19 protein-coding genes and 2 pseudogenes are annotated in these 23,275 nt (G+C 69.9%); 10 read left to right on the top strand and 11 right to left on the bottom strand.

Going from position 1 to position 23,275, the window contains the following annotated elements; translation table 11 throughout:
- The first annotated feature begins 22 nt into the window (after positions 1-22).
- Together OG978_RS28375 and glgB are read left to right on the top strand one after the other, a co-directional pair.
- On the top strand, positions 23-1,423 hold the full coding sequence (locus OG978_RS28375) for a maltokinase N-terminal cap-like domain-containing protein (RefSeq protein WP_326767923.1): 1,401 nt from the start codon (positions 23-25) through the stop codon (positions 1,421-1,423).
- A gap of 66 nt (positions 1,424-1,489) precedes the next feature.
- Positions 1,490-3,886 carry a 1,4-alpha-glucan branching enzyme gene (gene glgB, locus OG978_RS28370; protein ID WP_326767922.1) on the top strand — a complete coding sequence of 799 codons (2,397 nt, stop codon included), beginning with the start codon at positions 1,490-1,492 and terminating at the stop codon, positions 3,884-3,886.
- A gap of 51 nt (positions 3,887-3,937) precedes the next feature.
- Here glgB and OG978_RS48375 read toward each other — a convergent pair whose 3' ends face one another.
- From OG978_RS48375 to OG978_RS28355, 4 genes and pseudogenes are all read right to left on the bottom strand, one after another.
- Positions 3,938-4,177, bottom strand: coding sequence for a DUF7848 domain-containing protein (locus OG978_RS48375; protein WP_442817755.1), 240 nt, complete (start codon positions 4,175-4,177; stop codon positions 3,938-3,940).
- Positions 4,174-4,404: a hypothetical protein gene (locus OG978_RS28365; protein WP_326767921.1), complete on the bottom strand. Its 231-nt coding sequence runs from the start codon at positions 4,402-4,404 to the stop codon at positions 4,174-4,176. The genes OG978_RS48375 and OG978_RS28365 overlap by 4 nt, the downstream gene beginning before the upstream one ends.
- A gap of 94 nt (positions 4,405-4,498) precedes the next feature.
- Positions 4,499-5,704, bottom strand: a pseudogene (locus OG978_RS28360) (helix-turn-helix domain-containing protein); the annotation flags it as partial.
- Positions 5,705-5,764: 60 nt separating this feature from the next.
- Positions 5,765-6,112, bottom strand: a pseudogene (locus OG978_RS28355) (helix-turn-helix domain-containing protein); the annotation flags it as partial.
- Positions 6,113-6,343: 231 nt separating this feature from the next.
- Here OG978_RS28355 and OG978_RS28350 point away from each other — a divergent pair.
- On the top strand, positions 6,344-9,028 hold the full coding sequence (locus OG978_RS28350) for an NACHT domain-containing protein (RefSeq protein WP_326767920.1): 2,685 nt from the start codon (positions 6,344-6,346) through the stop codon (positions 9,026-9,028).
- A gap of 118 nt (positions 9,029-9,146) precedes the next feature.
- On the opposite strand, the gene OG978_RS28345 is transcribed toward OG978_RS28350, so the two are convergent.
- On the bottom strand, positions 9,147-9,422 hold the full coding sequence (locus OG978_RS28345; RefSeq protein ID WP_326767919.1) for a hypothetical protein: 276 nt from the start codon (positions 9,420-9,422) through the stop codon (positions 9,147-9,149).
- Between the two features lie 168 nt (positions 9,423-9,590).
- Between OG978_RS28345 and OG978_RS28340 the strand changes: the two genes are divergently transcribed.
- From OG978_RS28340 to OG978_RS28330, 3 genes are all read left to right on the top strand, one after another.
- Entirely contained in the window at positions 9,591-10,340 is a 750-nt protein-coding gene (locus OG978_RS28340; RefSeq protein ID WP_326767918.1) for a transposase family protein, read from the top strand.
- Positions 10,341-10,780: 440 nt separating this feature from the next.
- Positions 10,781-11,836 carry a MarR family transcriptional regulator gene (locus OG978_RS28335; RefSeq protein ID WP_326767916.1) on the top strand — a complete coding sequence of 352 codons (1,056 nt, stop codon included), beginning with the start codon at positions 10,781-10,783 and terminating at the stop codon, positions 11,834-11,836.
- A 346-nt stretch (positions 11,837-12,182) separates the two neighbouring features.
- Positions 12,183-12,536, top strand: a complete 354-nt coding sequence (locus OG978_RS28330; RefSeq protein ID WP_326767915.1) for a beta/gamma crystallin domain-containing protein — start codon at positions 12,183-12,185, stop codon at positions 12,534-12,536.
- 182 nt (positions 12,537-12,718) lie between these two features.
- Here OG978_RS28330 and trxA read toward each other — a convergent pair whose 3' ends face one another.
- The 3 genes from trxA to OG978_RS28315 all read right to left on the bottom strand — a co-directional run bounded on the left by trxA (position 12,719) and on the right by OG978_RS28315 (position 14,924).
- On the bottom strand, positions 12,719-13,060 hold the full coding sequence (trxA, locus tag OG978_RS28325) for a thioredoxin (RefSeq protein WP_326767914.1): 342 nt from the start codon (positions 13,058-13,060) through the stop codon (positions 12,719-12,721).
- Between the two features lie 3 nt (positions 13,061-13,063).
- The gene (locus tag OG978_RS28320; RefSeq protein ID WP_326767913.1) at positions 13,064-13,468 is read right to left on the bottom strand and encodes a MerR family transcriptional regulator; all 405 of its coding nucleotides are present in this window, start codon (positions 13,466-13,468) and stop codon (positions 13,064-13,066) included.
- 97 nt (positions 13,469-13,565) lie between these two features.
- The gene (locus OG978_RS28315) at positions 13,566-14,924 is read right to left on the bottom strand and encodes a cation:dicarboxylate symporter family transporter (RefSeq protein ID WP_326767912.1); all 1,359 of its coding nucleotides are present in this window, start codon (positions 14,922-14,924) and stop codon (positions 13,566-13,568) included.
- A 168-nt stretch (positions 14,925-15,092) separates the two neighbouring features.
- Here OG978_RS28315 and OG978_RS28310 point away from each other — a divergent pair, with 168 nt between their 5' ends.
- Together OG978_RS28310 and OG978_RS28305 are read left to right on the top strand one after the other, a co-directional pair.
- The gene (locus OG978_RS28310) at positions 15,093-16,796 is read left to right on the top strand and encodes a sensor histidine kinase (RefSeq protein WP_326767911.1); all 1,704 of its coding nucleotides are present in this window, start codon (positions 15,093-15,095) and stop codon (positions 16,794-16,796) included.
- Complete coding sequence (locus OG978_RS28305; protein ID WP_326767910.1) at positions 16,793-17,467, top strand: response regulator; 675 nt, start codon at positions 16,793-16,795, stop codon at positions 17,465-17,467. Before OG978_RS28310 ends, OG978_RS28305 begins: the two co-directional genes overlap by 4 nt.
- A gap of 80 nt (positions 17,468-17,547) precedes the next feature.
- Here the strand turns inward: OG978_RS28305 and OG978_RS28300 are convergent, their stop codons facing one another.
- Together OG978_RS28300 and OG978_RS28295 are read right to left on the bottom strand one after the other, a co-directional pair.
- A complete protein-coding gene (locus tag OG978_RS28300; protein WP_326767909.1) occupies positions 17,548-18,807 on the bottom strand; it encodes a vanadium-dependent haloperoxidase in 1,260 nt (419 codons plus the stop codon).
- A 313-nt stretch (positions 18,808-19,120) separates the two neighbouring features.
- Positions 19,121-19,816, bottom strand: coding sequence for a hypothetical protein (locus tag OG978_RS28295; protein ID WP_326767908.1), 696 nt, complete (start codon positions 19,814-19,816; stop codon positions 19,121-19,123).
- 503 nt (positions 19,817-20,319) lie between these two features.
- Here OG978_RS28295 and OG978_RS28290 point away from each other — a divergent pair.
- Together OG978_RS28290 and OG978_RS28285 are read left to right on the top strand one after the other, a co-directional pair.
- Positions 20,320-20,829 carry a sigma-70 family RNA polymerase sigma factor gene (locus OG978_RS28290; protein WP_326767907.1) on the top strand — a complete coding sequence of 170 codons (510 nt, stop codon included), beginning with the start codon at positions 20,320-20,322 and terminating at the stop codon, positions 20,827-20,829.
- On the top strand, positions 20,826-21,518 hold the full coding sequence (locus OG978_RS28285) for an anti-sigma factor family protein (RefSeq protein ID WP_326767906.1): 693 nt from the start codon (positions 20,826-20,828) through the stop codon (positions 21,516-21,518). The genes OG978_RS28290 and OG978_RS28285 overlap by 4 nt, the downstream gene beginning before the upstream one ends.
- A 410-nt stretch (positions 21,519-21,928) precedes the next feature.
- On the opposite strand, the gene OG978_RS28280 is transcribed toward OG978_RS28285, so the two are convergent.
- A complete protein-coding gene (locus tag OG978_RS28280) occupies positions 21,929-23,263 on the bottom strand; it encodes a Dyp-type peroxidase (protein ID WP_326767905.1) in 1,335 nt (444 codons plus the stop codon).
- Positions 23,264-23,275 lie beyond the last annotated feature (12 nt).

The raw sequence follows: 23,275 nt of genomic DNA, 5'->3' as shown, positions 1-23,275 counted from the left end.
CCCGGGGAAAGGACGCGATGCCATGTCGGAGGCTGCATCCACTCGGGTCGCCCTGGCTGACAGCACAACCCTGCTCCCGTCGCTCGCCCCTCTGCTGCACGAATGGCTGCCCCGGCAGCGGTGGTTCGCGGGCAAGGGGCGGCCGGTCACCGCGTTCTCGCTGGTGTCGGCGACCGAAATACTGCCGGTTGGCACCGATTCCGTCGCCGCCGGAACCGGAACCGGGCTGCTCCATCTGCTGGTCCGGGTCCACCAGCCGTCCACGCCCGCGCAGTCGCCGGACGACTGCTACCAACTGCTGCTCGGCGTACGGGCCGCGCTGCCGCCCCGGCTGGCGCCCGCGCTCATCGGCCATGTGGCCGAAGGGCCGCTGGCCGGCCGCACCGTCTACGAGGGGCTGCACGACCCGCGCCTGGCCGAACTTCTGCTGGAACGATTCCGTACGCCCGGCCCCCTCGGCGCCCTGCGCTTCGACCGGAGCGGTCCGGCCATCGCCGCGGGGCTCGCACCGCGGCTGCTCGAAACCGAGCAGTCCAACACCTCGCTCGTCTACGGCGACGCCTACATCCTCAAGATCTTCCGCCGGATCTTCCCGGGCACCAACCCCGATCTGGAGCTTCCGCTCGCACTCGCGCGCGAGGGCTGCGGGCGGGTGCCCGCCCCCGTCGCCTGGTTCGAGGTCACCACGCCCCGGCCGCTCACCCTCGGCGTACTGCAGCCGTTCCTGAGCGGTGCGGAGGACGGCTGGCAGCTCGCCCTGCGCGCCCTGGCAGAGGGCCGGGACTTCACCGGCGAGGCCCGCGCGCTGGGCCGGGCCACCGCCGAGGTGCACACCGCGCTCGCCGCCGCCCTGCCGACGCCCGCCCTGCACCGCGCCCAGACCGAGCGCCTCGCCGCCTCGATGGTGCGCCGGCTGGAGGTCGCAGCCCAGGCGGTACCGGAGCTCCTGCCGTACGTCCCCGGGCTGCGCACCGCCTTCGACGCGGTGGCCGCGCTGGGGCACCGGGGACGCGACTGGGCGGCCCAGCGGGTGCACGGCGACCTCCATCTCGGCCAGACACTCCGCGCGGCCGACGGTTTCTGGTCGCTGATCGACTTCGAGGGCGAACCGGCCAGACCGCTGCCCGAGCGCCGCCGGCCGCAGCTCCCGGTGCGCGACATCGCCGGGATGCTCCGCTCCTTCGACTACGCGGCCCGCTCGCACCGCCCGTGGAACGCCGACTGGGCGGCCCGCTGCCGGACCGCCTACTGCGAGGGGTACGCCCGCGCCGCAGGCGTCGACCCGCGCAGCGAACCGGAGCTGCTGCGCGCCCATGAGACCGACAAGGCGGTGTACGAGGTGCTGTACGAGGCACGGCACCGGCCCGACTGGCTTCCGGTCCCGATGGCCGCGATCCACCGCCTGGCCGCCGCCGACGACTGACGGCCCGGCACGCGCTCCCGCCCCTCCCTCTCCCCCCCCTCAACACCCTCCGAGGAGGCTGTCCCCGTGACCGCCCGCAAGCCGTCCCGCAAGAAGCCCGCCCCCACCGAGGCCCCCCGAGTCGAGCCACCGGCACCCGACGGGGCGGCTTCCCCCGCGGCCCCGGCCGAGGCGGTGGCGGCATCGCCGTCGCCGGAACCGGCCGCCCCGGCCGGACGGAAGAAGCCGGCGGCCAAGCGGGCCGGCACCGGCAGCCAGGGCGTACGACAGGCCCGCCCCCTCGACGACTGCGACCGGGGCCGGCTGCTCGCCGGTGAGCACCACGCCCCGCACGACCTGCTCGGCGCCCACCCGGTCCGGGGTGGTGTGACCTTCCGGGTGCTGCGCCCGTACGCCCGCTCGGTGACCGTGCTCGCCAAGGGGCTGCGGGCGCAGCTGCACGACGACGGCGACGGCTTCTTCTCCGGGCTGCTGCCGATGCCCGCGCTGCCCGAGTACCGGCTGCTGGTCGCCTACGAGGACAACGAGATCGAGGTGCAGGATCCGTACCGCTTCCTGCCCGCGCTCGGCGATCTCGATCTGCATCTGATCGGCGAGGGGCGGCACGAGGAGCTGTGGACCGCCCTCGGCGCGCAGCCCATGGAGCACCAGGGCGTGGCGGGCACCCGGTTCACCCTCTGGGCACCCAACGCCCGCGGTGTGCGGGTCGTCGGGGACTTCAACTACTGGGACGGCACCGGCTTCCCGATGCGTTCGCTCGGCTCCACCGGGGTGTGGGAACTGTTCCTGCCCGCGATCGGGGAGGGCGCGCTCTACAAGTTCGACGTCTGCCGCCCGGACGGCTCGCACACGCTGCGCGCCGACCCGATGGCCCGGTGCACCGAGGTGCCGCCCGCCAACGCCTCGATCGTGACGGCCTCGCACCACGAATGGCGGGACCAGGAGTGGATGGCGCACCGCGGGGACGTCCCGGTGCACGAGGCGCCGCTGTCCGCCTACGAGGTGCATCTGCCGTCGTGGCGGCCGGGGCTCACCTACCGCCAGCTGGCCTCCCAACTCCCGGCGTACGTAAGGGATCTGGGGTTCACGCATGTGGAGCTGATGCCGATCTCCGAGCACCCCTTCGGCGGCTCCTGGGGGTATCAGGTCACCGGGTTCTACGCCCCGACGTCACGCATGGGCACACCCGACGACTTCCGTTTCCTCGTCGACTCCCTGCACCGGGCCGGGATCGGGGTGATCGTCGACTGGGTGCCCGCGCACTTCCCGCGCGACGACTGGGCGCTGGCGGAGTTCGACGGCCGGCCGCTGTACGAGCACTCGGACCCGTCGCGGGCGGCGCATCCCGACTGGGGCACGCTGGAGTTCGACTTCGGGCGCACCGAGGTGCGCAACTTCCTGGTGGCCAACGCCACTTACTGGTGCGAGGAGTTCCACATCGACGGGCTGCGGGTCGACGCCGTCGCCTCGATGCTCTATCTCGACTACTCGCGCGAGGAGGGCGAGTGGTCCCCGAACGAGCACGGCGGCCGGGAGAATCTGGACGCCGTCGCCTTCCTCCAGGAGATGAACGCCACCGTCTACCGTCGCAATCCGGGTGTCGTGACCATCGCCGAGGAGTCCACCGCCTGGGACGGTGTCACCCGCGCCACCCACCATGTCGGCCCCGGCGGCTTCGGGGGTCTCGGCTTCGGGCTGAAGTGGAACATGGGCTGGATGCACGACTCCCTGGAGTACGTGTCGAAGGAGCCGGTGCACCGCAAATACCACCACAACGAGATGACCTTCTCGATGGTGTACGCGTACAGCGAGAACTACGTCCTGCCGATCTCGCACGACGAGGTGGTGCACGGCAAGCGGTCGCTGGTCTCCAAGATGCCCGGCGACTGGTGGCAGCAGCGCGCCAACCACCGGGCCTACCTCGGCTTCATGTGGGCCCACCCGGGCAAGCAACTCCTGTTCATGGGCCAGGAGTTCGCCCAGGGGGCGGAGTGGTCGGAGGGGCACGGGCCGGACTGGTGGCTGCTCGACCCCTCGTACGCGGCGGAGAGCGACCACCGGGGCGTACGCACCCTGGTGGGCGACCTGAACACGGTGTACGCCGAGACCCCCGCGCTCTGGCAGCGCGACACCGTTCCGGAGGGCTTCGACTGGGTGGACGGCGGGGCGGCCGAGGACAACGTCTTCGCCTTCCTGCGCTACGACGCGCACGGCTCGCCGCTCCTGGCCGTCAGCAACTTCTCCCCGGTGGTGCGGCACGACTACCGGGTGGGGGTGCCGGATGTGCTCGGGGACCGGGTGTCATGGGCGGAGGTCCTCAACACCGACGCCGCGCGGTACGGCGGCAGCGATGTGGGTCATCCCGATCCGCTGAAGCCGCAGCCGGTGGCCGCACACGGCAGGCCCGGCAGCCTGCTGCTGACGCTGCCCCCGCTGGCGACGGTCTGGTTCCGGCCGGTCTGAGCCGGGGCACGGGGCGCGCGGCCCGGAAGTGGTCGCGCGCCCCGCGCCAGATCAAGAGTTCATCCAGGTTCGCCAGGGCCTGGTGGTCAGCTCTCGGTAGGTGCGGTGGGAGGGTTTACGCCCCGAGTGGGAAAGAGCCCAACCTTGCGGGGCGTCCCACTCCTCCGCCGCAGCGGAGGACTCTCCGCAGACAACACACAGCATGGTGTACGTCTGCGGTTCGGCATCCGGCTCCTGATTCGGCGCGAGCGTCCACCGGACGTGCCTCACGATGGCGCGGGGCGCGCTCATGTTCCGCGCCTGGATTCGGCATTGAGGGCAGCGAGGCGAACGGTCAACTCCTGGCGCGAGGAGAGCGCCTCGATGCCGTCCGGCGCGACTTCCCACGACAGTCCGCCGCTGACCGGGCGGAGCTGGATGAGCCCGCCGATGGTGGCCATCACAACACCGAAGCGGTTGCCCTTCAGGTCCTTGACTACCGCCCCGATCCGGGGTTCGGTCTGCTGGTTGTTCGCCATGCCGAAGACGGTACGTGCGGACAATGCACCGAACCAGACACGGAGCATGACACTCTCGCAGCTACCCGACGGAAAGTACCACGCCCCGTAGTTGCTACCCGGCGACGCCCAGGTGGACCGCCATGCCGCGCATGTCCTCGGTGAGGGTCCGCTTCCGGCCGGCCAGGATGTCGCTCATGATGTAGCGGGCCATTTGCTGGTGTTTGAGCCACTCGGGAGAGGCCCGCCTGATGGCGCTCAGCTCGTCCATCGCATCCTGGTGGGCGCCGATCTTCGCGTGGGCTCCGGCGACATCGAGACGGTGCCGGTCCCAGTTGTTCGCGCTCGGACGACCGAGCCTCTTCAGCGCCTTGCGGCTGAGGGCTCCCTCATCGGCCCGGCTGAGCACTCCGCGGGCATCACCGATGAGAGAGAGGTCTTCGATCGTCTTCATCTCTGCCGTGACAGGCCCGAAGGTGGACCAGTGCTCCCTGAAGTCCATGTGCTCGGCGCCCAGGGCCGAGGCTGCAGTCGCAGCCATGCGCCGGGCCTCCTTGGCGATCTCGGGGCGGTTGTTCCGCACAGCTGCGGCGGCTACGCGCTGGCAAAGCTCCCCCCAGACGGCAAGCTGGCCCGGCAAGGCGTTGGACATACGCGGCTCCACCTCGGCGGCCGTGACGGTGGCCAGGTCCTCGGCTTCGTCGAACCTGTCCTGTCGTAGAAGGAGCCAGCCCATGCCGACGACCCCGGTGGCGGCGAGGAGAGTCTGTCCGGTCTCACGGGCATCCCTGATGCCCTGCGAGAGGGCGTAATACGCCATGTCGTAGCGCCGGACCTGAGTGAGGTATTTGCCCGTCAGAAGGAAGGCACTGGCCCTGACGGTGGTGGCCCTCCGCCGCGATTCCCCCGCGTCGCTGAGCACGACGGCGGCCTCGGCGACGCTCAGGATGCCCGGCAAGCGCTTCGCGACGGAGTCGTAGCGGTCGGCTTGGTAAAGGGCATGGGTGTCGCCGATGTCCCGCTGGATGGAAGCCAGGCCGACTCCCCGCCCGGGTTCCACGAAAGTCTCGGACAGTCCGACAGGAGGCATGAGCGCGCGGCGCAGTTCCATGAGGCGGGCGCTGTCGCCTTCGTCTCCACGGACAGGCTCGGGAGCAGCGGTCTCGAAGAGACTGGATGTGGTGGTGCCGAGCGCCCTGGCCAGCATGTGAAGTGTCTCGACCCGCACGCTTCCGCCTTGTTCAGCTTTCCGAACAACACCCAGGGAAAGGCCCGCCTGCTCGGCGAGCTGTTCCTGGCTCAGGCCGACGCGGCGACGGAAGTTACGAATGTTCTCGGGTAGCGGCATGGGTTCACCTCCCTTCCAGAGTACGTCCGTTGGCGAGTAGTCGGCCCGGCCGTCGCCCACGCGGTCGCACTCGGCGAGCGTCCCGTCGAGCAGTACGTACTGCGGTTCGTGCTCGCGCAGGACCTTCAGCAGGCCGGGGGCCCGGGCAGCCAGGAGGTCGATCACTGCGGTGGTGTAGGCATGGGCGGTGCCGACCGAGATACCGAAGCCGGCGGCTATCTGTGCCAGGGTGTCGTGCTTGCGCAGGTACACCAGAGCGACGAGCGCGCGTTGGCGCGGCGGGAGCTTGCAGCGGCGGTCACCCTCGCGGGTGACGATGAGCAGGGCGACCCACTCGACCAGCGAATGAGGCAGGTCGAGTGCGGCAGGACAGAAGACCAACGAGGCACCTGTGCTGATGAGTTGAGACTTCGAACACCTCCCTCAACGGCACGGGTGCCTCGTGCGTTGCGCCCTCGCCGCCGTCACCCCATCGGTGGCCACTCTGAAAACGCTCAATGGCTCAAAAGCGAGCCTTCCCCTCGAATGCGAATTGGCAATTCCGCGCCGACGCGGACTATATGAAACCTCATGATGTGACGGGACCGCTCGCTGCACGATGGGGGAACAAGGATGACCACTGGCAAGTGGTACGGGCTACTCGTGGTTGTGGGGATTGCCGGCGGGGTGGTAGCGGCCCTGACCCTCCACGGGGACAAGATCGGGGTGGCGAGTGCCACCCTCCTGGCTCTCGCTCCCATGTATCTGGCGTGGATGGCTTACCGTCGTGAGCACGCCGGCGCAACCGATCTGGACGCGGCCGCGGACGAACTCGCGGCGGCGGTGGGACCGCAGTGGGAGAAGGAGGCCACCGGCCGCCAGATCAACGATTCGTACACACTGCCGGTGGCGTGGAGCAGCGTCGACGACACCCTGATGGAACCATGGCCCCACCTGGCCGACGTGGCACGCTCCTGGCCGGGTGGCGCGCCGGGTGACCCTGCCGAATGGCCCGCGGATGCTGCCGGTCTGGCGGGGGACGGTGCGCAGATCGGTGACGTATTCTCCCGGCGGATCCCCACGCGCCGGCTGGTCGTTCTCGGTGAACCGGGTTCCGGCAAGACGGTTCTGCTCATCCGGCTGCTGCTGGATCTGATCCAGCGCCGGCAGAGCGGTGACCCCGTGCCGGTGCTGTTCTCCCTGGCTTCATGGGACCCGGTCCAGCCCCTCAACGTATGGATGGTCGAACGGCTGCAGAGCGCATATCCCAACCTGCGCGCGCCGGCATCCCGCTCCAGGTCCGGGCCCAGTCTTGCGCAGTCCCTGCTGGAGGCGGGGCGCATCGTGCCGTTGCTGGACGGCTTCGACGAGCTGCCGCCCGCGCTGCACGCCGTCGCGCTGGACACGCTCAACCGATCCCTGCCCGCACGGCAGGCCGCCGTACTGACCAGCAGGACCGAGCCCTACCGCGCCGCGCTCAACGGGCCGGACGTCACTGTGCGGTTCAACAGCGCCGCCGTGGTCCGGCTGCTTCCGCTGAGTCCCGAGCTGGCCGCCGACTACTTGCAGCGGGGTGGCGGTGCTGCCGACGCCCCGGCCATGGAGCGCTGGCGCAACGTAGCTGCCCAGTTGGGCAGTGGTTCCGCGGTCGGGCAGTCGCTGAGCACCCCGCTCGGCCTGTTCCTTGCGCGAACCAGCTACAACCGCCGCCCTCAGGTCCGCACCTGGACCGCACCCGATCCGGCCCCTCACCCGGACCGGCTCTGCGACACGGCGGTCTACCCCACCCGTGCCGACCTCGACGCCCATCTGTTCAACGCCTATATTCCGGCTGCCTACGGCTGGGACGGCGCCGGTGAGCCCCGCTGGAACGCCGTCGAAGCCGGGCAGTACCTGGGCTTCCTGGCGCGACACCTGGAGGACAACCGCGGCGGCAGCCCGGACCTCGCCTGGTGGGAGCTGCACGAGGCCGTTCCGGCGTTCATCCGCCGGCTCTCAGCAGGGTGCATGGGTGGTCTCGCCATGGCTCTCGGCGGCGGGCTCCTGTACGGCAGTTTCGACCGCGTGCTGATGACATGGCCCATGTACTGGGCCATGTTCACGCTCATGTTCTCCATCCCCGCGACCATGCGTCCTACGCCCCTCGACCCCCGGCGCCCCTGGTCGCTCCGCACCTTCGGGATCGGTCTTGCGTACGCGATCACCTACGGAATCGCGCTCGCCGTTCTGGTCGCGGTAAAAACAGCGCCCGGACGCCTCGACCCGGATGACATCCCGGCCATGGCGGACGTCGAGCTCAACGGCGTGGAACTGGCCAACTTCGGGCTCCTGGCCGGGTTGACGGGCGGGATCCTGTTCGGAGTCATGGTTGCGGTTCCGCTACGGATGCGCCCCACAGCGGCTGCTTCGTCACGACGCCTGTCACCCCGTTTGTTCGGAATCGGAACTATTTATGGGGCCTTCTACGGTTTCGCCGGTGGAATCCTCGCAGCTTTCACAAGTGCATTGTTGCTCTACCTGCAGCCGGGGCGCCCGACGGCAGGTGGTGCTGTCCAGCCCACCGGCATCCCCCTGCTCCTCTTCGCTGTCCTGTACGGAATCGTCCTCAGCCTGGTGTGCGGGATCGCGTACGGAGTGGCATTCGGGATCCCCCGTCGCGTGCACCCACGAACCCCCAACGCAGGTATGCGCCTGTCATTCCGCTCATTTGTCGTCGGGTTCGCCATTGGTTTCGTCCCGTTCCTCGGCCTCTCGTTCCTGCCGGATGCCCCACGTTCGGGAGTGATCATTCTTGGTTGTCTGTGCGGAGTCATCAGCGGGCTCTTCGTCGGACTTGTGGACGGGCTGAGGGTGAGGAAGGCCGACCAGGCATCCGTGGTCGGACCGACAGCACTTCTCGCCCTGGACCGCCGGACCTTTTGGGTGTTCGAGACCGCCGGCGCCACCGTGTGCGGACTGGTATGCGGATTCATGGCCCTGTTCGCGAGCGTGAGCCCGGAGCTATCCGGATCCGAGGCCCTGGAGATCTTCCTGCCGTGGACAGGGTTCGGCACCTTCGTCGGGGTCCTGAGCGGGTTCAAACGCGCGGCCTGGGGAAGGTCGGCCATGGCACGGATCTATCTGGCGTCGAGGCGCCGAGTCCCGTTCCGCTTGATGGCGTTCCTGGAGGACGCGCATGAACGTGGCGTACTGCGCAAGGTCGGGGCGACGTACCAGTTCAGGCACATCGACCTGCAGCGCCACCTTGCGCAGCGACATGCCGCTGTTCCTTCCCCCCGGTCACCACACATCAACACGCCCTCGACAGTGGGGGGCTGACGGCCTGGACCCGATAGGCGGCGTCGCCTTGGTACGGCGCCTCCGTCCGCTCCTTGGAGCGCTGTGCACGGCCCGGCGTCGACGCGGTTGCGAGGAAGCCGCCGGACGCCACAGATGCTTACTGCGTGGTGGTTCCCGCACGCCGGTTGTTCTGGGCGCGTATATCCATCAGGGACACCGCGAGCGCGGCCAGGAGCAGCGGGAAGGCGACTGCGTTCGCGAACTGGGGGGTGCCGGCGGCCCGCAGCAGGCTGGCTGCGAGGGACAGCACGAGAAGGCCGAGGGGGAGGAACCTGCGCCACGTGGGCAGGTCGCTCATTTTCGCGACGTGCACCGAGCACCACAGGGTGACGCCCAGTATGGAGATTCCGATGATGGCGATGACAAACAGCATGAGGTGGTCTCCTGTGCCGGTCTGCGGGGGCGGCCGAGCCTTCGTCGGTCATTGAGCGTTTTCAGAGTGGCCACCGATGGGGTGACGGCGGCGAGGGCGCAACGCACGAGGCACCCGTGCCGTTGAGGGAGGTGTTCGAAGTCTCAACTCATCAGCGCAGGTGCCTCGTTGGCCTTCTGTCCTGCCGCACTCGACCTGCCTCATTCGCTGGTCGAGTGGGTCGCCCTGCTCATCGTCACCCGCGAGGGTAGCCGCCACTGCAAGCTCCCGCCGCGCCAACGCGCGCTCGTCGCTCTGGTGTACCTGCGCAAGCACGACACCCTGGCACAGATAGCCGCCGGCTTCGGTATCTCGGTCGGCACCGCCCATGCCTACACCACCGCAGTGATCGACCTCCTGGCTGCCCGGGCCCCCGGCCTGCTGAAGGTCCTGCGCGAGCACGAACCGCAGTACGTACTGCTCGACGGGACGCTCGCCGAGTGCGACCGCGTGGGCGACGGCCGGGCCGACTACTCGCACAAGCACGGCCGCCACGGCGTGAACGTGCAGGTCGTAACCGATTCAACCGGGCGGGTGCTGTGGATCTCGCCGGCCCTGCCGGGCCGGTGCCATGACCTGACGGCGGCCCGCACTCACCGGATCATCCGGATCTGCGAACGCCAAGGTGTCCCCGTCCTTGCCGACCGCGCCTACCAGGGCGGCGGCCCCTGGGTCACCACCGGGCGCAGACGGCCGCCCGGTGGGCAACTGCCCCCAACACAGCAGACGGTCAACCGGGCGCTGGCCGCATCCCGGGCACCCGTCGAACGCGGCATGGCACAACTGAAGTCCTGGCGCATCTTCCGAAGATCCCGGATCAGCCCCAACCGCATGACGTCAATCGCGAAGGCCGTCCTCACCCTGGAGAGGCAACGCTGAAAACGCTCAGCAAGACATCCATGAAGCATCACGCCCGGGTGGTTGCTGCTTCCAGCTCCGCCGACCGAGACAACGCCACCCCGCGGTCCGGAACCCGAGTTCCGGGCTTCGAGGGTCGGGGTTCGAGCTTCGAGACCGGCTGGTTCACTCTTTCGTGGGTGCGAGGAGGGAGCCGGGACCGGCGCTTGAGCTTCGGGATCCGGGCGTCGAAGTCCGAGGGCCGGGATTCGAGCGCTCTTGGTCAACCGGTAGGTGAAATAAGGGGGTTGAGGAAACCTCCCTGCCCTCCCCGACCCGTCACGGCCAGCAAGTACGACTAACCCGGACCGGCTTGCGGCGCGCTGTCGCGGCTGCTTACGGTGCCCTGGACCAAGCGACCCCGGACGCGGTGTTAGCGCACCGGCCGGGGTCTCACCCCAAGATCGACGGAGACCGATCCTGTGGCTAGTGGGAACTTTAGCCCCGCCCTGCGTACGCCCGCATCCTCGCGCCCGTACGCGAAGGCCAATCCCGGTTACGGCAAGCGATCCGCACCGGACCAACACCCGTCGCGTGCCGACGACTTCGTGCTGCTGCCCGAGCGTGAGCGCTACATCGCCGGGTATGTCGACCATCTGCCCGACGGCGCGGCCATGGACATCAAGTCGCTCGCCAAGAACATCCCCCTGTACGGACAGATGGCCGTCGGCAGCGCCCTCAGGGCGCTGGGAGTGGCCGGTCACCTGCGGCACGCCCAGTGCCGGATCGAGGTGCGCGGCCAGGTCCGCTGGGTCACCCGGACCTTCTGGTCCCGCACCGCCCGCGACAACGAATGGTGGGGCACCTTCCTGGACGCCGAGAACGGCCGAGCCGCCCAGGAGGGGATCGTTTCCCAGCCGCCCCGGGGTCCCGCGGAAGTCCCCGCTCCCCAGACCGAAGCACAACCGCCGGTCCCGGCCCCCGCGCCCCCGGCCGAGCCCGCGGCGCAGCCCGCCTCGTCCGCTCCCGCGCCCGCTCCCGCCGTACCGCAGCAGCGAAACCCCGAACCGGCCCCGGCGCCCCCCTCGCCCGCGTACCTCGCCCTGGCCCAACTGGGCCGAATCGAACCGCGCCTGGCCCTTTCCGCCGCCGACTGCGCCGTTCTGGAGCCCCTGGCCGCCCAGTGGTTCACCCGGGGCGTGGACACCGACTACCTCACCCACGCCCTCACCTCGGGCCTCCCCGCCCAGGTCGGCTCCCCTGTCGGCTTCGTGCGCCGCCGCCTCAACGACAAGATCCCGCCCCACCTGCCCACCGCCCCGACACCGGCCACACCAGGGACCCCCGTCCGCCGTCTGATGGTGGAATGCACCGAGTGCGGCACACCCGGCCCGCCCGAAGCACTCCCCGACGGCCTCTGCCGCACCTGCCGCAAGTCCGGGTCGGGCGCGGCCCCGACAGCCCCCGCCGACCCGACCGCCGAACGTGACATCCACGCACTGGTCGGCAACCTGCGCGACCTGATGAGAGCCCCCTGACGGCCGCCACCGCCACCCACCCCCGGGCCCGGACGACTGGCCGCCGGGCCCGAGCCCGGATCAATACCTGAGCACCACAATTTCGAAACGCCCCTGCGATGCAGTTGCCACCACTCGCGGGAATCGAACCAGAGGTTCGACGTATTAACTGTGTGATTCTTTACCCGAAATCGCAGGTTCATGGCCGCGTCGAGCCCCGGTGCATACGGTCAGGGATTCACGTTCAGGTGATTTCCCTTCGAGGCCCTCCTGGGTGGATGGATCGCTTCGTAAGATGCTTGTTCAGCACCGATGCCCACGATGGCGAAGTGGGCTCTTGGTTCCGCATTCGATTCAAGGGGAAAATATGATCTCAAGAACGAGGAACGTTGTGCGCACCATGGCTGCAGCGCTTGCCGCAGCCGCCGCGTTCACCCTGGCCGGGCTGGCCGGAACCGCTTCCGCCATCGATCACGTCACCTGTAACCCCGACGAGAATTTCTTGAAGATCTGGCCGCACGACGGCAGCGGGCGCGACAGCGTGGACTGCTATGCGAACCGCGGGAAAATCGACTTCGGCGGGTGGTGGGTCGACCAGATCTCCACGGGGAACAACGACGTGAAGTACTACGACGCCAATGGCGATGTAGTGAAAATCGCCCGGTGGTCGAATATTAAATATTCGAATGTACCGAAGGTCGATGCCATCGAAATCCTGTAAGGATTTCTTCCAGGGACGTCTCGAAGTCCCGGTGAGCATATGAGTCCGCAGGCCGTAGCAGGGCATTGAGTCCGCGCCTGCCTGTTATGGACGCAACGGGGCTCCGGTCGAACGGGGTGACCTTCCCAAGTCACCCTGAATCGCCGGAGCCCCTTCGTTCCGGTTCGGGCAGGCTCCCCGCCTCACACCGTCTCGAAAACGTCCTCCAGTTCCTGGAGCAGCCTGCGCTTGGGCCGGGCCCCCACCATGGACTTCACGGGTTCGCCGTTGCGGAAGACCATCAGGGTCGGCGCCGACAGCACCGCGTACCGGCTCGCGACGCCGGGGCTGGTGTCGATGTCCAGCTGGACGACCTCCATGCGCCCGGCCAGTTCGGTGGCGACGGCGCTGAGCACCGGGGCGAGCCGGCGGCAGGGGCCGCACCAGTCGGCGGTGAACTCGACCAGTACGGGAAGGTCCGCCGCGAGTACCTCGGTGTCGAAGGTGGTGTCGGTGACCTCGGCCACGCCCTCTGCATGAATCATCTGTCATCCTCCCAGTTCACAACGTGGTTCCGGACCGCCGGGGAGCGTCGCCCCGGCCTCCAGCTCGGCCCTCGCGAGCTCTGCGCCCACCTGGGCGCGGACCGCCTGGAGCTGCTCGATGAGCGCGTCGAGCTCGCCGACCTTGCGCCGGTACACGGCGAGCGAGGCGGGGCAGGCGTCACCGGCGGGGTGGCCGGCGCGCAGGCACTCGACGAACGGCCGGGTCTCCTCCAGTTCGAACCCGAAGTCCTGCAGGGTCCGGATCTGCTGGACCAGCCGCAGATCGTCCTCGTCGTACGCGCGGTAGCCGTTGTCGGCCCGCCGTGCGGGCAGCAGTCCGCGTGACTCGTAGTACCGCAGGGTCCGCGTGGTCGTCCCGGCCCGTTCGGCCAGCTCACCGATTCGCATGTCCTCGACGGTAGACCTTGACGCTGACGTCAAGGCAAGCGCGAAGGGCCGCCGCGGGAGTTCCCGCGGCGGCCCTTGCGATGGTGCTCCGTGGTGGCTACGCCTTCGCCATCGCGTGCTGCTCGTCGCCGTCGCGCGGCTCCGGGACGTTGTGCGCGTCGGCGTCCTGGTTGAGCATCTGCTCGTTCCACGGGAGCGCGCCGGTCAGGACCTTGTCCACCCGCTCCTTGTCGATCTCCTTGGTCCAGGTGCCGACCAGGACGGTGGCCACCGCGTTGCCCGCAAAGTTCGTCATGGCGCGGGCCTCGCTCATGAAGCGGTCGATGCCGACGATCAGGCCGACGCCGTCGACCAGCCCGGGGCGGTGCGACTGAAGGCCGCCCGCGAGGGTGGCCAGGCCCGCGCCGGTGACTCCGGCGGCGCCCTTCGAGGCGACGATCATGAAGAGCAGCAGCGAGACCTGCTCACCGGCGCTCAGCGGGTCGCCCATCGCGTTGGCGATGAAGAGCGAGGACATCGTGAGGTAGATCGCGGTGCCGTCGAGGTTGAAGGAGTAGCCGGTCGGCACGGTGATGCCGACGACCGGCCTGCTGACCCCGAGGTGCTCCATCTTCGCGATGAGCCGCGGCAGGGCGGACTCGGAGGAGGAGGTGGAGAGGATCAGCAGGAACTCGCGGCCCAGGTACTTCAGCAGAGCGATCAGATTGACCCCGGCGACCAGCCGCAGGATGGTGCCGAGCACCACGAAGACGAAGATCGCGCAGGTGAGGTAGAAGCCGACCATGATGATCGCGAGCGACTTCAGCGCGTCGACGCCGGTCTCGCCGACCACCGCCGCCATCGCGCCGAACGCGCCGACCGGGGCCACCCACATGATCATGGCGAGGATGCGGAAGACGAGGCGCTGGATGTGGCCGATGCCGCGCAGCACCGGCTCACCGGCCGAGCCCATGGCCTGGAGCGCGAAGCCCGCGAGCAGCGCGACGAGCAGGGTCTGGAGCACCTCGCCCTCGGTGAAGGCGGAGACGATCGTCGTCGGGATGATGCCGAGCAGGAAGTCGACGGTGGACTCGCTGGCCCCGGCCGCCTGCTTCTCACCGGCGGCGCGTACGGCTTCGGTGAGGTGGAGGCCCTGGCCGGGCTCCAGGAGATTGCCGACGAGCAGGCCGATGGCGAGCGCGACGGTCGACATCACCAGGAAGTAGCCGAGGGCGAGGCCACCGACCGCGCCGACCTTGGCGGCCTTGCGCACCGAGCCGACGCCCAGCACGATCGTGCAGAAGATGATGGGCGAGATCATCATCTTGATCAGGTTCACGAAGCCGGTGCCGATCGGCTTGAGCTCGACGGCGAAGTCCGGGGCCGCGAAGCCCACGAGGATGCCGAGGCCCACCGCCGCGATCACGGCGAGATACAGATAGTGCGTGCGGTCCCGCTTGGCTGCTGCCACTCCCACGGGGGTTCTCCTCGGCTCGTCCGGGTCACCCCCCGTCCCTGGGGGGTGCAAGGGCTGTCCGGCGGATCCGGGCCGGAAAAAACCCTTGGCGAATATCTCGTTCCCTGTGACGGCGGTCACCGTTGCGTGCATTTCGTTCATTTGTTTTCGGCCAGGCAGACTGTGGGCATGCGTCTCCCCCGCCCCCGTACCCGCCCGCGCAGCCTGGCCGGTCAGCTCTTCGCCATGCAGGTGGTGCTGGTGGCGGCCGTGGTGGCGGGCTGCGCGTTCTTCGCCTACGTCTCCGGCAGCGAGCAGGCGAAGGAGACCGCGACCCGGCAGGTGCGGGCGGCCGCGCTGGCGATCGCCGACTCGCCGTCCGTACGGGAGGCGATCCGTACCCCGGACCCGTCCACCGTGCTGCAGCCGTACGCGGAGCAGGTCCGCAGGGACACCGGGATCACCTTCGTCACGATCATGTCCCCGGACCGGGTCCGCTGGACGCACCCGGACACCGACCGGATCGGCGAGGAGTTCCTCGGGCACACCGCGCAGGCACTGCGCGGCGAGACGTTCACGGAGACGTACACCGGCACGCTCGGCCCCTCGATCCGGGTCGTCACACCGATCCGGGACGGCTCCCGGATCACCGGGCTGGTCAGCGCGGGCATCACGGTCGAACGGGTCTCCTCGCAGGTGCGGGCGCAGCTCGGGGCGCTGGGACTGGCGGCGGGCGGGGCGCTCGCGCTCGGCGGCATCGGCACGTACGTGATCAACGCCCGGCTGCGGCGGCACACGCACGGCATGAACGCCGCCGAGCTGAGCCGGATGCACGACTACCACCAGGCCACGCTGCACGCGGTGCGCGAGGGGCTGCTGATGCTCGACGGGCAGCGACGGATCGCGCTGATCAACGACGCGGGCCGGGAGCTGCTCGGTCTGGAGCCGGGTGCGGTCGGGCGCAGGGTCGCCGAGCTGGATCTGCCCGCGCCGCTGACCGGTGCGCTGCTCGCCTCCGAGGAGCGGGTCGACGAACTGCATCTGACGGCGGACCGGGTGATCGTGGTCAACACCCGTCCGGTGGTGGGCGGGGAGCAGCGCGGCACCGTCGTGACGCTGCGCGATCACACGGAACTCCAGGCGCTGTCCGGTGAGTTGGACTCCGAGCGGGGGTTCACCCAGGCGTTGCGCTCGCAGGCGCACGAGGCGGCGAACCGGCTGCACACCGTGGTCTCGCTGATCGAACTGGGCCGGGCCGACGAGGCGGTGGGCTTCGCCACCGCCGAGCTGGAGCTGGCCCAGGCCCTCACCGACCGGGTGGTGGGAGCGGTCGCCGAGCCGGTGCTGGCCGCACTGCTGCTCGGCAAGGCGGCGCAGGCGAACGAACGGGGGGTGGAGCTGGTGCTCGCGGACGACAGTCTGATCGACGACGGCGACCTGCCGGCCACGCTGCCGCACCGGGACCTGGTGACGATCCTCGGCAATCTGATCGACAACGCGGTGGACGCGGCATCGGAGGCGGTGACCGGCACCCCGGGACCCGGGTCCGTGCCCGCCCAGCGGGGAGCGGGAAGCGGGCGGGCCGCCCGCGCCCGGGTCACCGTCACCGCGCTGGCCGGAGAGGGCGAACTGCTGCTTCGGGTCGCCGACACCGGGGCCGGGATCGATCCGAAGGACGCCGCCGAGGTGTTCGGCCGGGGCTGGACGACGCACGGCGCCGGGCGGGGCATCGGGCTCGCCCTCGTGCAGCAGGCGGTGCACCGCAACGGCGGGACGGTGGCGCTGGACAGCGGCCCGGACGGCGGTGCGGACGGCGGTGCGCGCTTCACGGTGCGGCTGCCGCTGACCGCCGCCGGCCGCACGACGCACACCACGAAGGAGACCACGGCGTGATCCAGGTGCTGGTCGTCGAGGACGACCCCGTCGCCGCGGACGCCCATCGGCTGTACGTGGGCCGCGTCCCCGGATTCACGGTGGCGGCCGTAGCGCATTCGCGTGCGGAGGCAGTGCGGGCGCTGGAGCGTACGCCGGTCGATCTGCTGCTCCTGGACCTGTATCTGCCCGACGGGCACGGTCTGCAGCTGCTGCGCTCGCTGCGTGCGGCCGGACACTCGGCGGATGTCATCGCGGTGACGTCGGCCCGCGATCTGGCGGTGGTCCGGGAGGGGGTGTCGCTCGGGGTCGTCCAGTACGTGCTGAAGCCGTTCACCTTCGCCACCCTGCGCGACCGGCTCGTGCGCTACGCGGAGTTCCGCGCGGCGGCCGGTGAGGCGAGCGGCCAGGACGAGGTGGACCGGGCCCTCGGCGCCCTGCGCGCACCGCAGCCGGCCCGGCTGCCGAAGGGGCTGAGCGGCCCGACTCTGGAGGCCGTCACCCGTGTCGTGCGGGCCGCCCCGGAGGGGGTGACGGCAGCCTCGACCGGGGCGGAGCTGGGCATCTCGCGGATCACCGCGCGCCGCTATCTGGAGCATCTGGTGACGGTGGGGCACGTGGTGCGCAGCCCGCAGTACGGCCAGATCGGGCGTCCGGAGCTGCACTACCGGTGGGTGGCCCGCGACGGCTGACGGACCGACGGCACCCGGGCCCGCGTCCTCGCCGGCTCGACGCGGACGCCGACGCGGACGGCGGTGTTCGCCCGGGCGATTCAGTGCTCCTGGAACAACGACCGGGCGTGGTTCAGGCCGTACCTGGCGACATCGGTACCCAGTCCGACCCCGGCCTCGTCCGCGAGTCGGGTGTGGATGCCCAGCCAGACCCGCGCGTCCATGTTCTCCAGCGTGAGCTGGTGCCATGCGGTGTAGGTGCGGACAACGCCTGGTGCGGTGCCGCTGGTCAGGGTGAACGGGGCCGTGCGCGGTCCTACGAGGGCGGTGAGAACGGTTTCCGCCGCGCCTGCGTAGGTGTTGTGACCGCTGGGGTAGTCCGGGTGCGCCGGAGTGGTGTGCAGTGGGGTCCATGACGGGTCGGCAGGGATCTCGCCGACGCCTGTTCGGATCGCGGTGACGGGGCGCCACAGCGGGTAGGTGTACTTGCTGTCGGAGGTGGCGATCTGGGTGTCCACCAGCGTGGCGTGGGTCAGGGCGACGAGTTCGGCCTGCTTGAGCAGCGGCTGGTGGGAGGTGGCGGCGAGCGCGACGCGAATCGGCTTGGTCCACAGGGCCGGCGAGGAGTCGAACCAGAAGTTGGCCGTGTCGGTCTGCCGCGCGGTGCGCACGGTGCTGTTCAGCTCGCCGAAGTCTCGAACCTCCTTCAGGTCGGTCTGGTACCGCTTGGACGTCGGAGCGGGAGGCGCGGGCAGTCGGAACTGGCCGGCGCTTTTCAGCAGGAAGGGCCGGGCGAACCGGCTGCCGTTCTGGATGGCGGGGGCGAACGCGGGCGGGGTGGGCTGCCAGACGCCTGGCGCGGCCGGTGGCACGGTGAAGGGGGCGTTCACGGCGGCCGCATCGAGGCCGTCTCCCTCGCGGTCGTGCAGGATCTCCAGCGCCTGGCGTTCGCCGGCTGCGGCGCCCAAGGTCTCGGCCGGGCCGTCGGGAGTCTGATCCAGGGTCTGCTGCAGGGCGGCATCCAGCTCCGGGGCACGGGTGGGCACCAGCTCGACCAGGGCGCGGTGCACCGCGGCGGCCAGCGCCGCGTCCTGGTAGTCCCTGCGGTCGACCCCGGACGGCACATGCTGCAGGGCCCGCGCTGCTGCGATCCAACTGATCGCCCAGGTACGGCTGTTGGTCACCGCAGGGAGTGATGATCCGGCCGTCGCGATCGTGTCGGCCGTGGTGTCGTACCAGGCGAGCGCCACGGAGGTGCGGCCGTGCCCGGGCACAGGGGCGGCGACGCTCGGCGCTGCGCCGGAGGCGACCAGCAGTGCCGTGGAGGCCACCAGGGCCGCACGGGTCTTCGGGAAGTTCACGGGAGTAGCTCCTCATGGTGGGGTCGGGCGCCGGATGTCGGTTCGTCCGTCCGGCAGTCATGTGCGACGGGACGTAGAGATTCGAGGGCCTCGCACCGGCCGCAGCAGGTTCCCGGACGAAGCCGAGGGGCCTTGGCCCGGGAACCTGCGGAGCACGGTGCCGTGTCGGACCGGACGCCCTGCCCTCAGGGATGCCGCCGCAGGCAGGAGCGGTCTTTTCGTCGCTCCGTATCATCAGCGCCGGCGCACACACTGCGGCACACGCGCAGGTGTTCACGGGCCCGGCAGCGGCGCCCTCCTGACCTGGCGGGGTTCAGGCGGGGTCGGCGTTGATGTGGAAGGGGACGGTGACGATGTTGGAGGCGACACCCATCAGGTCCAGGTCCTTGGCGCCGATCCTCCCATCGCCGTCGAGGTCCTTCACGACGCCGGGTGCGTCGTTGTAGATGCCGTCGTGGTTGAGGTCGTCGACGACAGCCACGGTCAGGGTGGTGTCGACGTTCTGCCCCACGATGGGGGCGCCGACGATCCAGGTGTCCCACAGTTCGGTCTTGTGCGGGGTGCGGTCGGTGACGCCGGAGAGGTTGAACAGGTTGGCCAGGTTGGTGCCGGGCCCGGAGAAGCCGGGGAGGTTGCTGTTGGTGGTGGAGTCCAGCACGACCAGGCCAGGGATCTTTTCGTCCTGGCCGGTGGAGAACGTGCCTGGGAAGGGGGCGATGTTGTTGTGCGCGGCCGGGCCGGTGAGCTGGAGCCCGTTGTAGCCGGTCTGGGCCAGGGTCTTGCCCCGGAAGGAGAGCTTCAGGTCCACGATCCAGCCCTTGCCCTCCACTCCCGCGTTGTCCCCGCGCTTGGGCGCGACGACCTTCACCTTGACCGGGTGCGTCGCGGCGGAGGCGGACGTGTCCAGGTTCGACGCGTTCGCGCTGGACAGCCCGAAGGCCGTGGCGCCCAGGCCGAGGATCATGGCCGCACTCGCGCCGAGGGCCCAGCCGAGCTTCTTCTTGCTCATGACTTGTTCTCCTGAGTGTTGGGAGGCTTGCGGCCATGTGTACGACCGCCTGCGGCACCCGGTTCAATCCGCAGGTTGAACCGCTCCGGTTCCGTCAGGGCTGCGGGGGAGCGGGATGCCGTCCAGCGCGCCCGTGCCCGTGGTCTCGACGCCGGACCCGTGTCGGCACTCCCGTGCACACCCCTGCTACAAAGTGCGCCGACGGGCCTTCGCTCCGACGAGTGGCGAGAACCTGAGTTCGTCCGCTGTCTTCGGGTGAACCTGAACCCCCAGCTCGTCGTACACGTAGCCGCAAGGGCACACGATCAGTGCCTCAGAACACAAGAAGCCGCATGTCGCAGCCGTCCTCGAAGACGGCGCAGCCGGTGCGGTCATGTATGGAAGTGGGTCGGATGGATCGGATCTGGTTCCGCGCCTCCCCGGGGCGCGGACTGTCCACCGCCTGCAGTACGGGCCCGGCGATGCTCCAAGCGGCCCCAGCCTGCGAGATGAGGACATCGAGCGTGACGCCGGACGAGCAGTTGATGACTGCGTTGTACACCGAGCACCACGATGTGCTGCTCTCCTTCGTGCGCAGGTACGTGCGCAGTCCCGAGCAGGCGGAGGACGTCGTGCAGGAGACGCTGCTGCGGGCGTGGCGCAGCATCGACAAGATCGAGCCACGCCACGTCACCATCCGCTCCTATCTCTTCACGATCGCCCGCAACGTGCTCACCGACGGCTGGCGCGCTGAGCAGCGGCGTCCGGAACCGCTCTACGACGACGAGGCACTCGCGGCTGTACCTTCTGCCGATGATGTGGAGGCGGCGCTGGAGGGGCACGTGATCACCGCAGCGTTGGAACGCTTGTCCAGCGAGCATCGTGATGTGATCCAGGCGCTGTACTTCGAGGGGCTGACCGTCGCCGAGGCCGCGTCACGGCTCACGATCCCGGAGGGAACGGTCAAGTCCCGCGCCTACTACGCCGTACGCAACCTGCGCGCAGCCTTTGAAGAAATGGGAGTTCTGCGGTGAGCACCGACCACGATGACGTGCGCATGCTGATCGGCGCATATGTGCTGGGCGGTCTCAGCGAGACCGACCGCCGCGACCTGGAGTCCCACCTGCCCACGTGCCAGGAATGCCGTGACGAGCTCGCGCGCTCGGCCCCGCTGGCGGGACTGCTCCGCCGTGCCCCGGGCATGTCCGCGCCCCGTCCCCGGGCCGCACGCGAGGCCGGCACCGATGCGGCGGCGCCGGCTTCGCCGGCCGGGCTCGGCCGCCTGCTGGAGCAGGTCCGCGCCGCCGATGTCGCACGCAGGCGCCGGGCTCGTCGGCAGTGGCTGGCACTGGCTGCGGCCCTGATCGTGGTCGCCGGGCTCGGACTGTGGTCGATGCTGCCGCTCCGGCCCTCGACCGGCCCGGCCACGGCCTTCACCTCGGCCGCCGGGTACTCCGTGTCCGGCCGTGCCACGCTCACGGCCAAGCCCTGGGGCACTGCGGTGAGCGTCACCCTGGCCGACCTGCCCGCAGGAGCACCAGGACCCTTCGTCCTCCAGGTCTCCTCGGTGGACGGCCGCAAGGAGCAGGCGGCCACCTGGGCGATCACTCCCAACGGCAGCGCCGCCGTGACGGGGGCGAGTGCCCTGCACCTTCCCGACATCCGGTCCATCTCCGTGATGGACCACGCGGGACGCCTGGTCGCCACGACCCGACCACTCTGACCCACCTCGACCACCATCCCGCGGGCCTGGGTGGCGTTGCGTACTGCGGCGACGCTGCCCATGGCGGTGCGGCGCACCGGCGGGCCCGTGGCCAGCAGTGTGCCGAAGGCGTCGGAGGCGAGGACGAACCCCGCCAGGAGAGTGAGTGAGCCGAACAGTGCACCGATGCCCCGGCCGAGCAGCGGGATGACCACCATGCTGGCGAGCAGAGCCGGCGCCGGCAGCGGGATGTCGGTGAAGACGCTCCGCAGTGCCGGGATGGTGGCCCCCGGACCGGCAGTGAACATGGTGGCCGCGATGAAGATCACGGTGACGGCGTTGAACAAGAGGTGCAGGGCTTCCATGAGATGTGTCCCCTCGGGCGGCCGAGCGCCTCGGCGGGCCGGTGCCACGGCGCGCGTGACCGCATGTCAGTCCGGGAGATCACCGAGCCACCGCAAGGCGTTCAGGCCCGGCAGGAAGCAGTACTCGCCACCGCGGGTGACGACGAACCGCGGCAGTGGGGACAGGCGTCGTCGCAGCGGCCGCCGGGGAACGGTGAAGCCGGTGACGCCGTCGTGGGATCCGGTGACGGGATCTCTGGCGCTGCCCCCGCCGAAGAAGACGCCGTCGTTCATCCACTCGGACTGAACAAATTCGAACTGCCGCCCTGGGTGGGCTCCGATGAACGCGAACATCAGACCGCGGTCGGCCCCGTCGTCCTCCATGACTCCTTCGGGCAGCGGCGGACCGTAGACGGCGCCGCGTCTGATCATGCGGTGCAGCCGCACTTCACCCGCCACCGCCGCGTCGCGGGGATTGGCCCGCCGGATGTGGCAGCCGCTGGGCGTGGCGAATCCCGCCGGATCGTCCCGCGCGTACAGGAAAGTGTTGCGGCGGTGCGGGTCGGCGCCCAGATCGGGGTCGTCGTGCTCCGGGCTGAGTGCCAGCGGTGCCCCGCTGCGCCAGCGTCCCATGATCTTGGCTGCGAGCAGTTCCTCGTCCTCGGGGCTGGTGGCGTTGTCCCGCAGGTAGCGCCGGAACGCGGCGACCCGCTGGTGGAGTTTACGGAAGACCGCGTAGCTGCCGTTACGTCCCAGCACCTCCGGCTGCGGGGTCTGGGTGCCCCCGATCTCGTCCTGGTAGCCGAGCACGAACTCGCCCGCCTTCAAGGGCACCTCCAGCTCGTTCGACCCGGCGATACCGCTGCCCTCCACGGCCGGATGGCTGACGCCGTCGCGGTAGCCGAAATGCTCGGTCTCGGTGGGCAGCGCGTAGCAGTCCTGCCGCCAGATCGCGGTCACCCCGGGAAGCCGGTCGTAAGCAGGGCGGGCTCTGTCGATGGCCGCCTCCAACCGCGTGGCATCAGGGGCGATCGCCGCGAACACCACATGGACATCCGACGTGCCCAATGGCGCTTCCCAGTGCTCGGGGCCACTCTCGCCGACATCACCCAGCGCCTGGGCCCGGGCGGCCATCCCCTGCCGGAACTCCCAGGCGAACGTGTCCAGCGATGCCCGTGGCACACCCAGGACCTCCAGCCCGTGAAAGGTGACCGCGACGCTCACCCATGTCTCCCCCAGGGCACTGACCGCGTCGGCGGCAGGAGTCACCACCGCGCTCGCGCGCCGCATCAGCTCCCGCCCATGCGCCCGGTCATCGACACGGAACACCAGGTAGGTCGCCGTGTAGGGGGTCGGGCGGGGGCTGAGAACCCCGCTCTGAATGTCGTCCAGCTCCAACGCGGCCGGCGTGTGCACGCTCACGGCCTCGCCTCC

Source organism: Streptomyces sp. NBC_01591 (assembly GCF_035918155.1).
Lineage (GTDB): Bacteria > Actinomycetota > Actinomycetes > Streptomycetales > Streptomycetaceae > Streptomyces.
The sequence above is the reverse complement of the archived record's forward strand: the minus strand, read 5'-3'. Positions and strand labels throughout refer to the sequence as shown.

Excerpts from the sequence above, each read along its gene's own strand:
- OG978_RS28375 (WP_326767923.1), top strand. The coding sequence starts at position 23 with ATGTCGGAGGCTGCATCCACTCGGGTCGCCCTGGCTGACAGCACAACC.
- OG978_RS48375 (WP_442817755.1), bottom strand. The coding sequence starts at position 4,177 with ATGAGCGCGCCCCGCGCCATCGTGAGGCACGTCCGGTGGACGCTCGCG.
- OG978_RS28365 (WP_326767921.1), bottom strand. The coding sequence starts at position 4,404 with ATGGCGAACAACCAGCAGACCGAACCCCGGATCGGGGCGGTAGTCAAG.
- OG978_RS28350 (WP_326767920.1), top strand. The coding sequence starts at position 6,344 with ATGACCACTGGCAAGTGGTACGGGCTACTCGTGGTTGTGGGGATTGCC.
- OG978_RS28345 (WP_326767919.1), bottom strand. The coding sequence starts at position 9,422 with ATGCTGTTTGTCATCGCCATCATCGGAATCTCCATACTGGGCGTCACC.
- OG978_RS28330 (WP_326767915.1), top strand. The coding sequence starts at position 12,183 with ATGATCTCAAGAACGAGGAACGTTGTGCGCACCATGGCTGCAGCGCTT.
- trxA (WP_326767914.1), bottom strand. The coding sequence starts at position 13,060 with ATGATTCATGCAGAGGGCGTGGCCGAGGTCACCGACACCACCTTCGAC.
- OG978_RS28320 (WP_326767913.1), bottom strand. The coding sequence starts at position 13,468 with ATGCGAATCGGTGAGCTGGCCGAACGGGCCGGGACGACCACGCGGACC.
- OG978_RS28310 (WP_326767911.1), top strand. The coding sequence starts at position 15,093 with ATGCGTCTCCCCCGCCCCCGTACCCGCCCGCGCAGCCTGGCCGGTCAG.
- OG978_RS28295 (WP_326767908.1), bottom strand. The coding sequence starts at position 19,816 with ATGAGCAAGAAGAAGCTCGGCTGGGCCCTCGGCGCGAGTGCGGCCATG.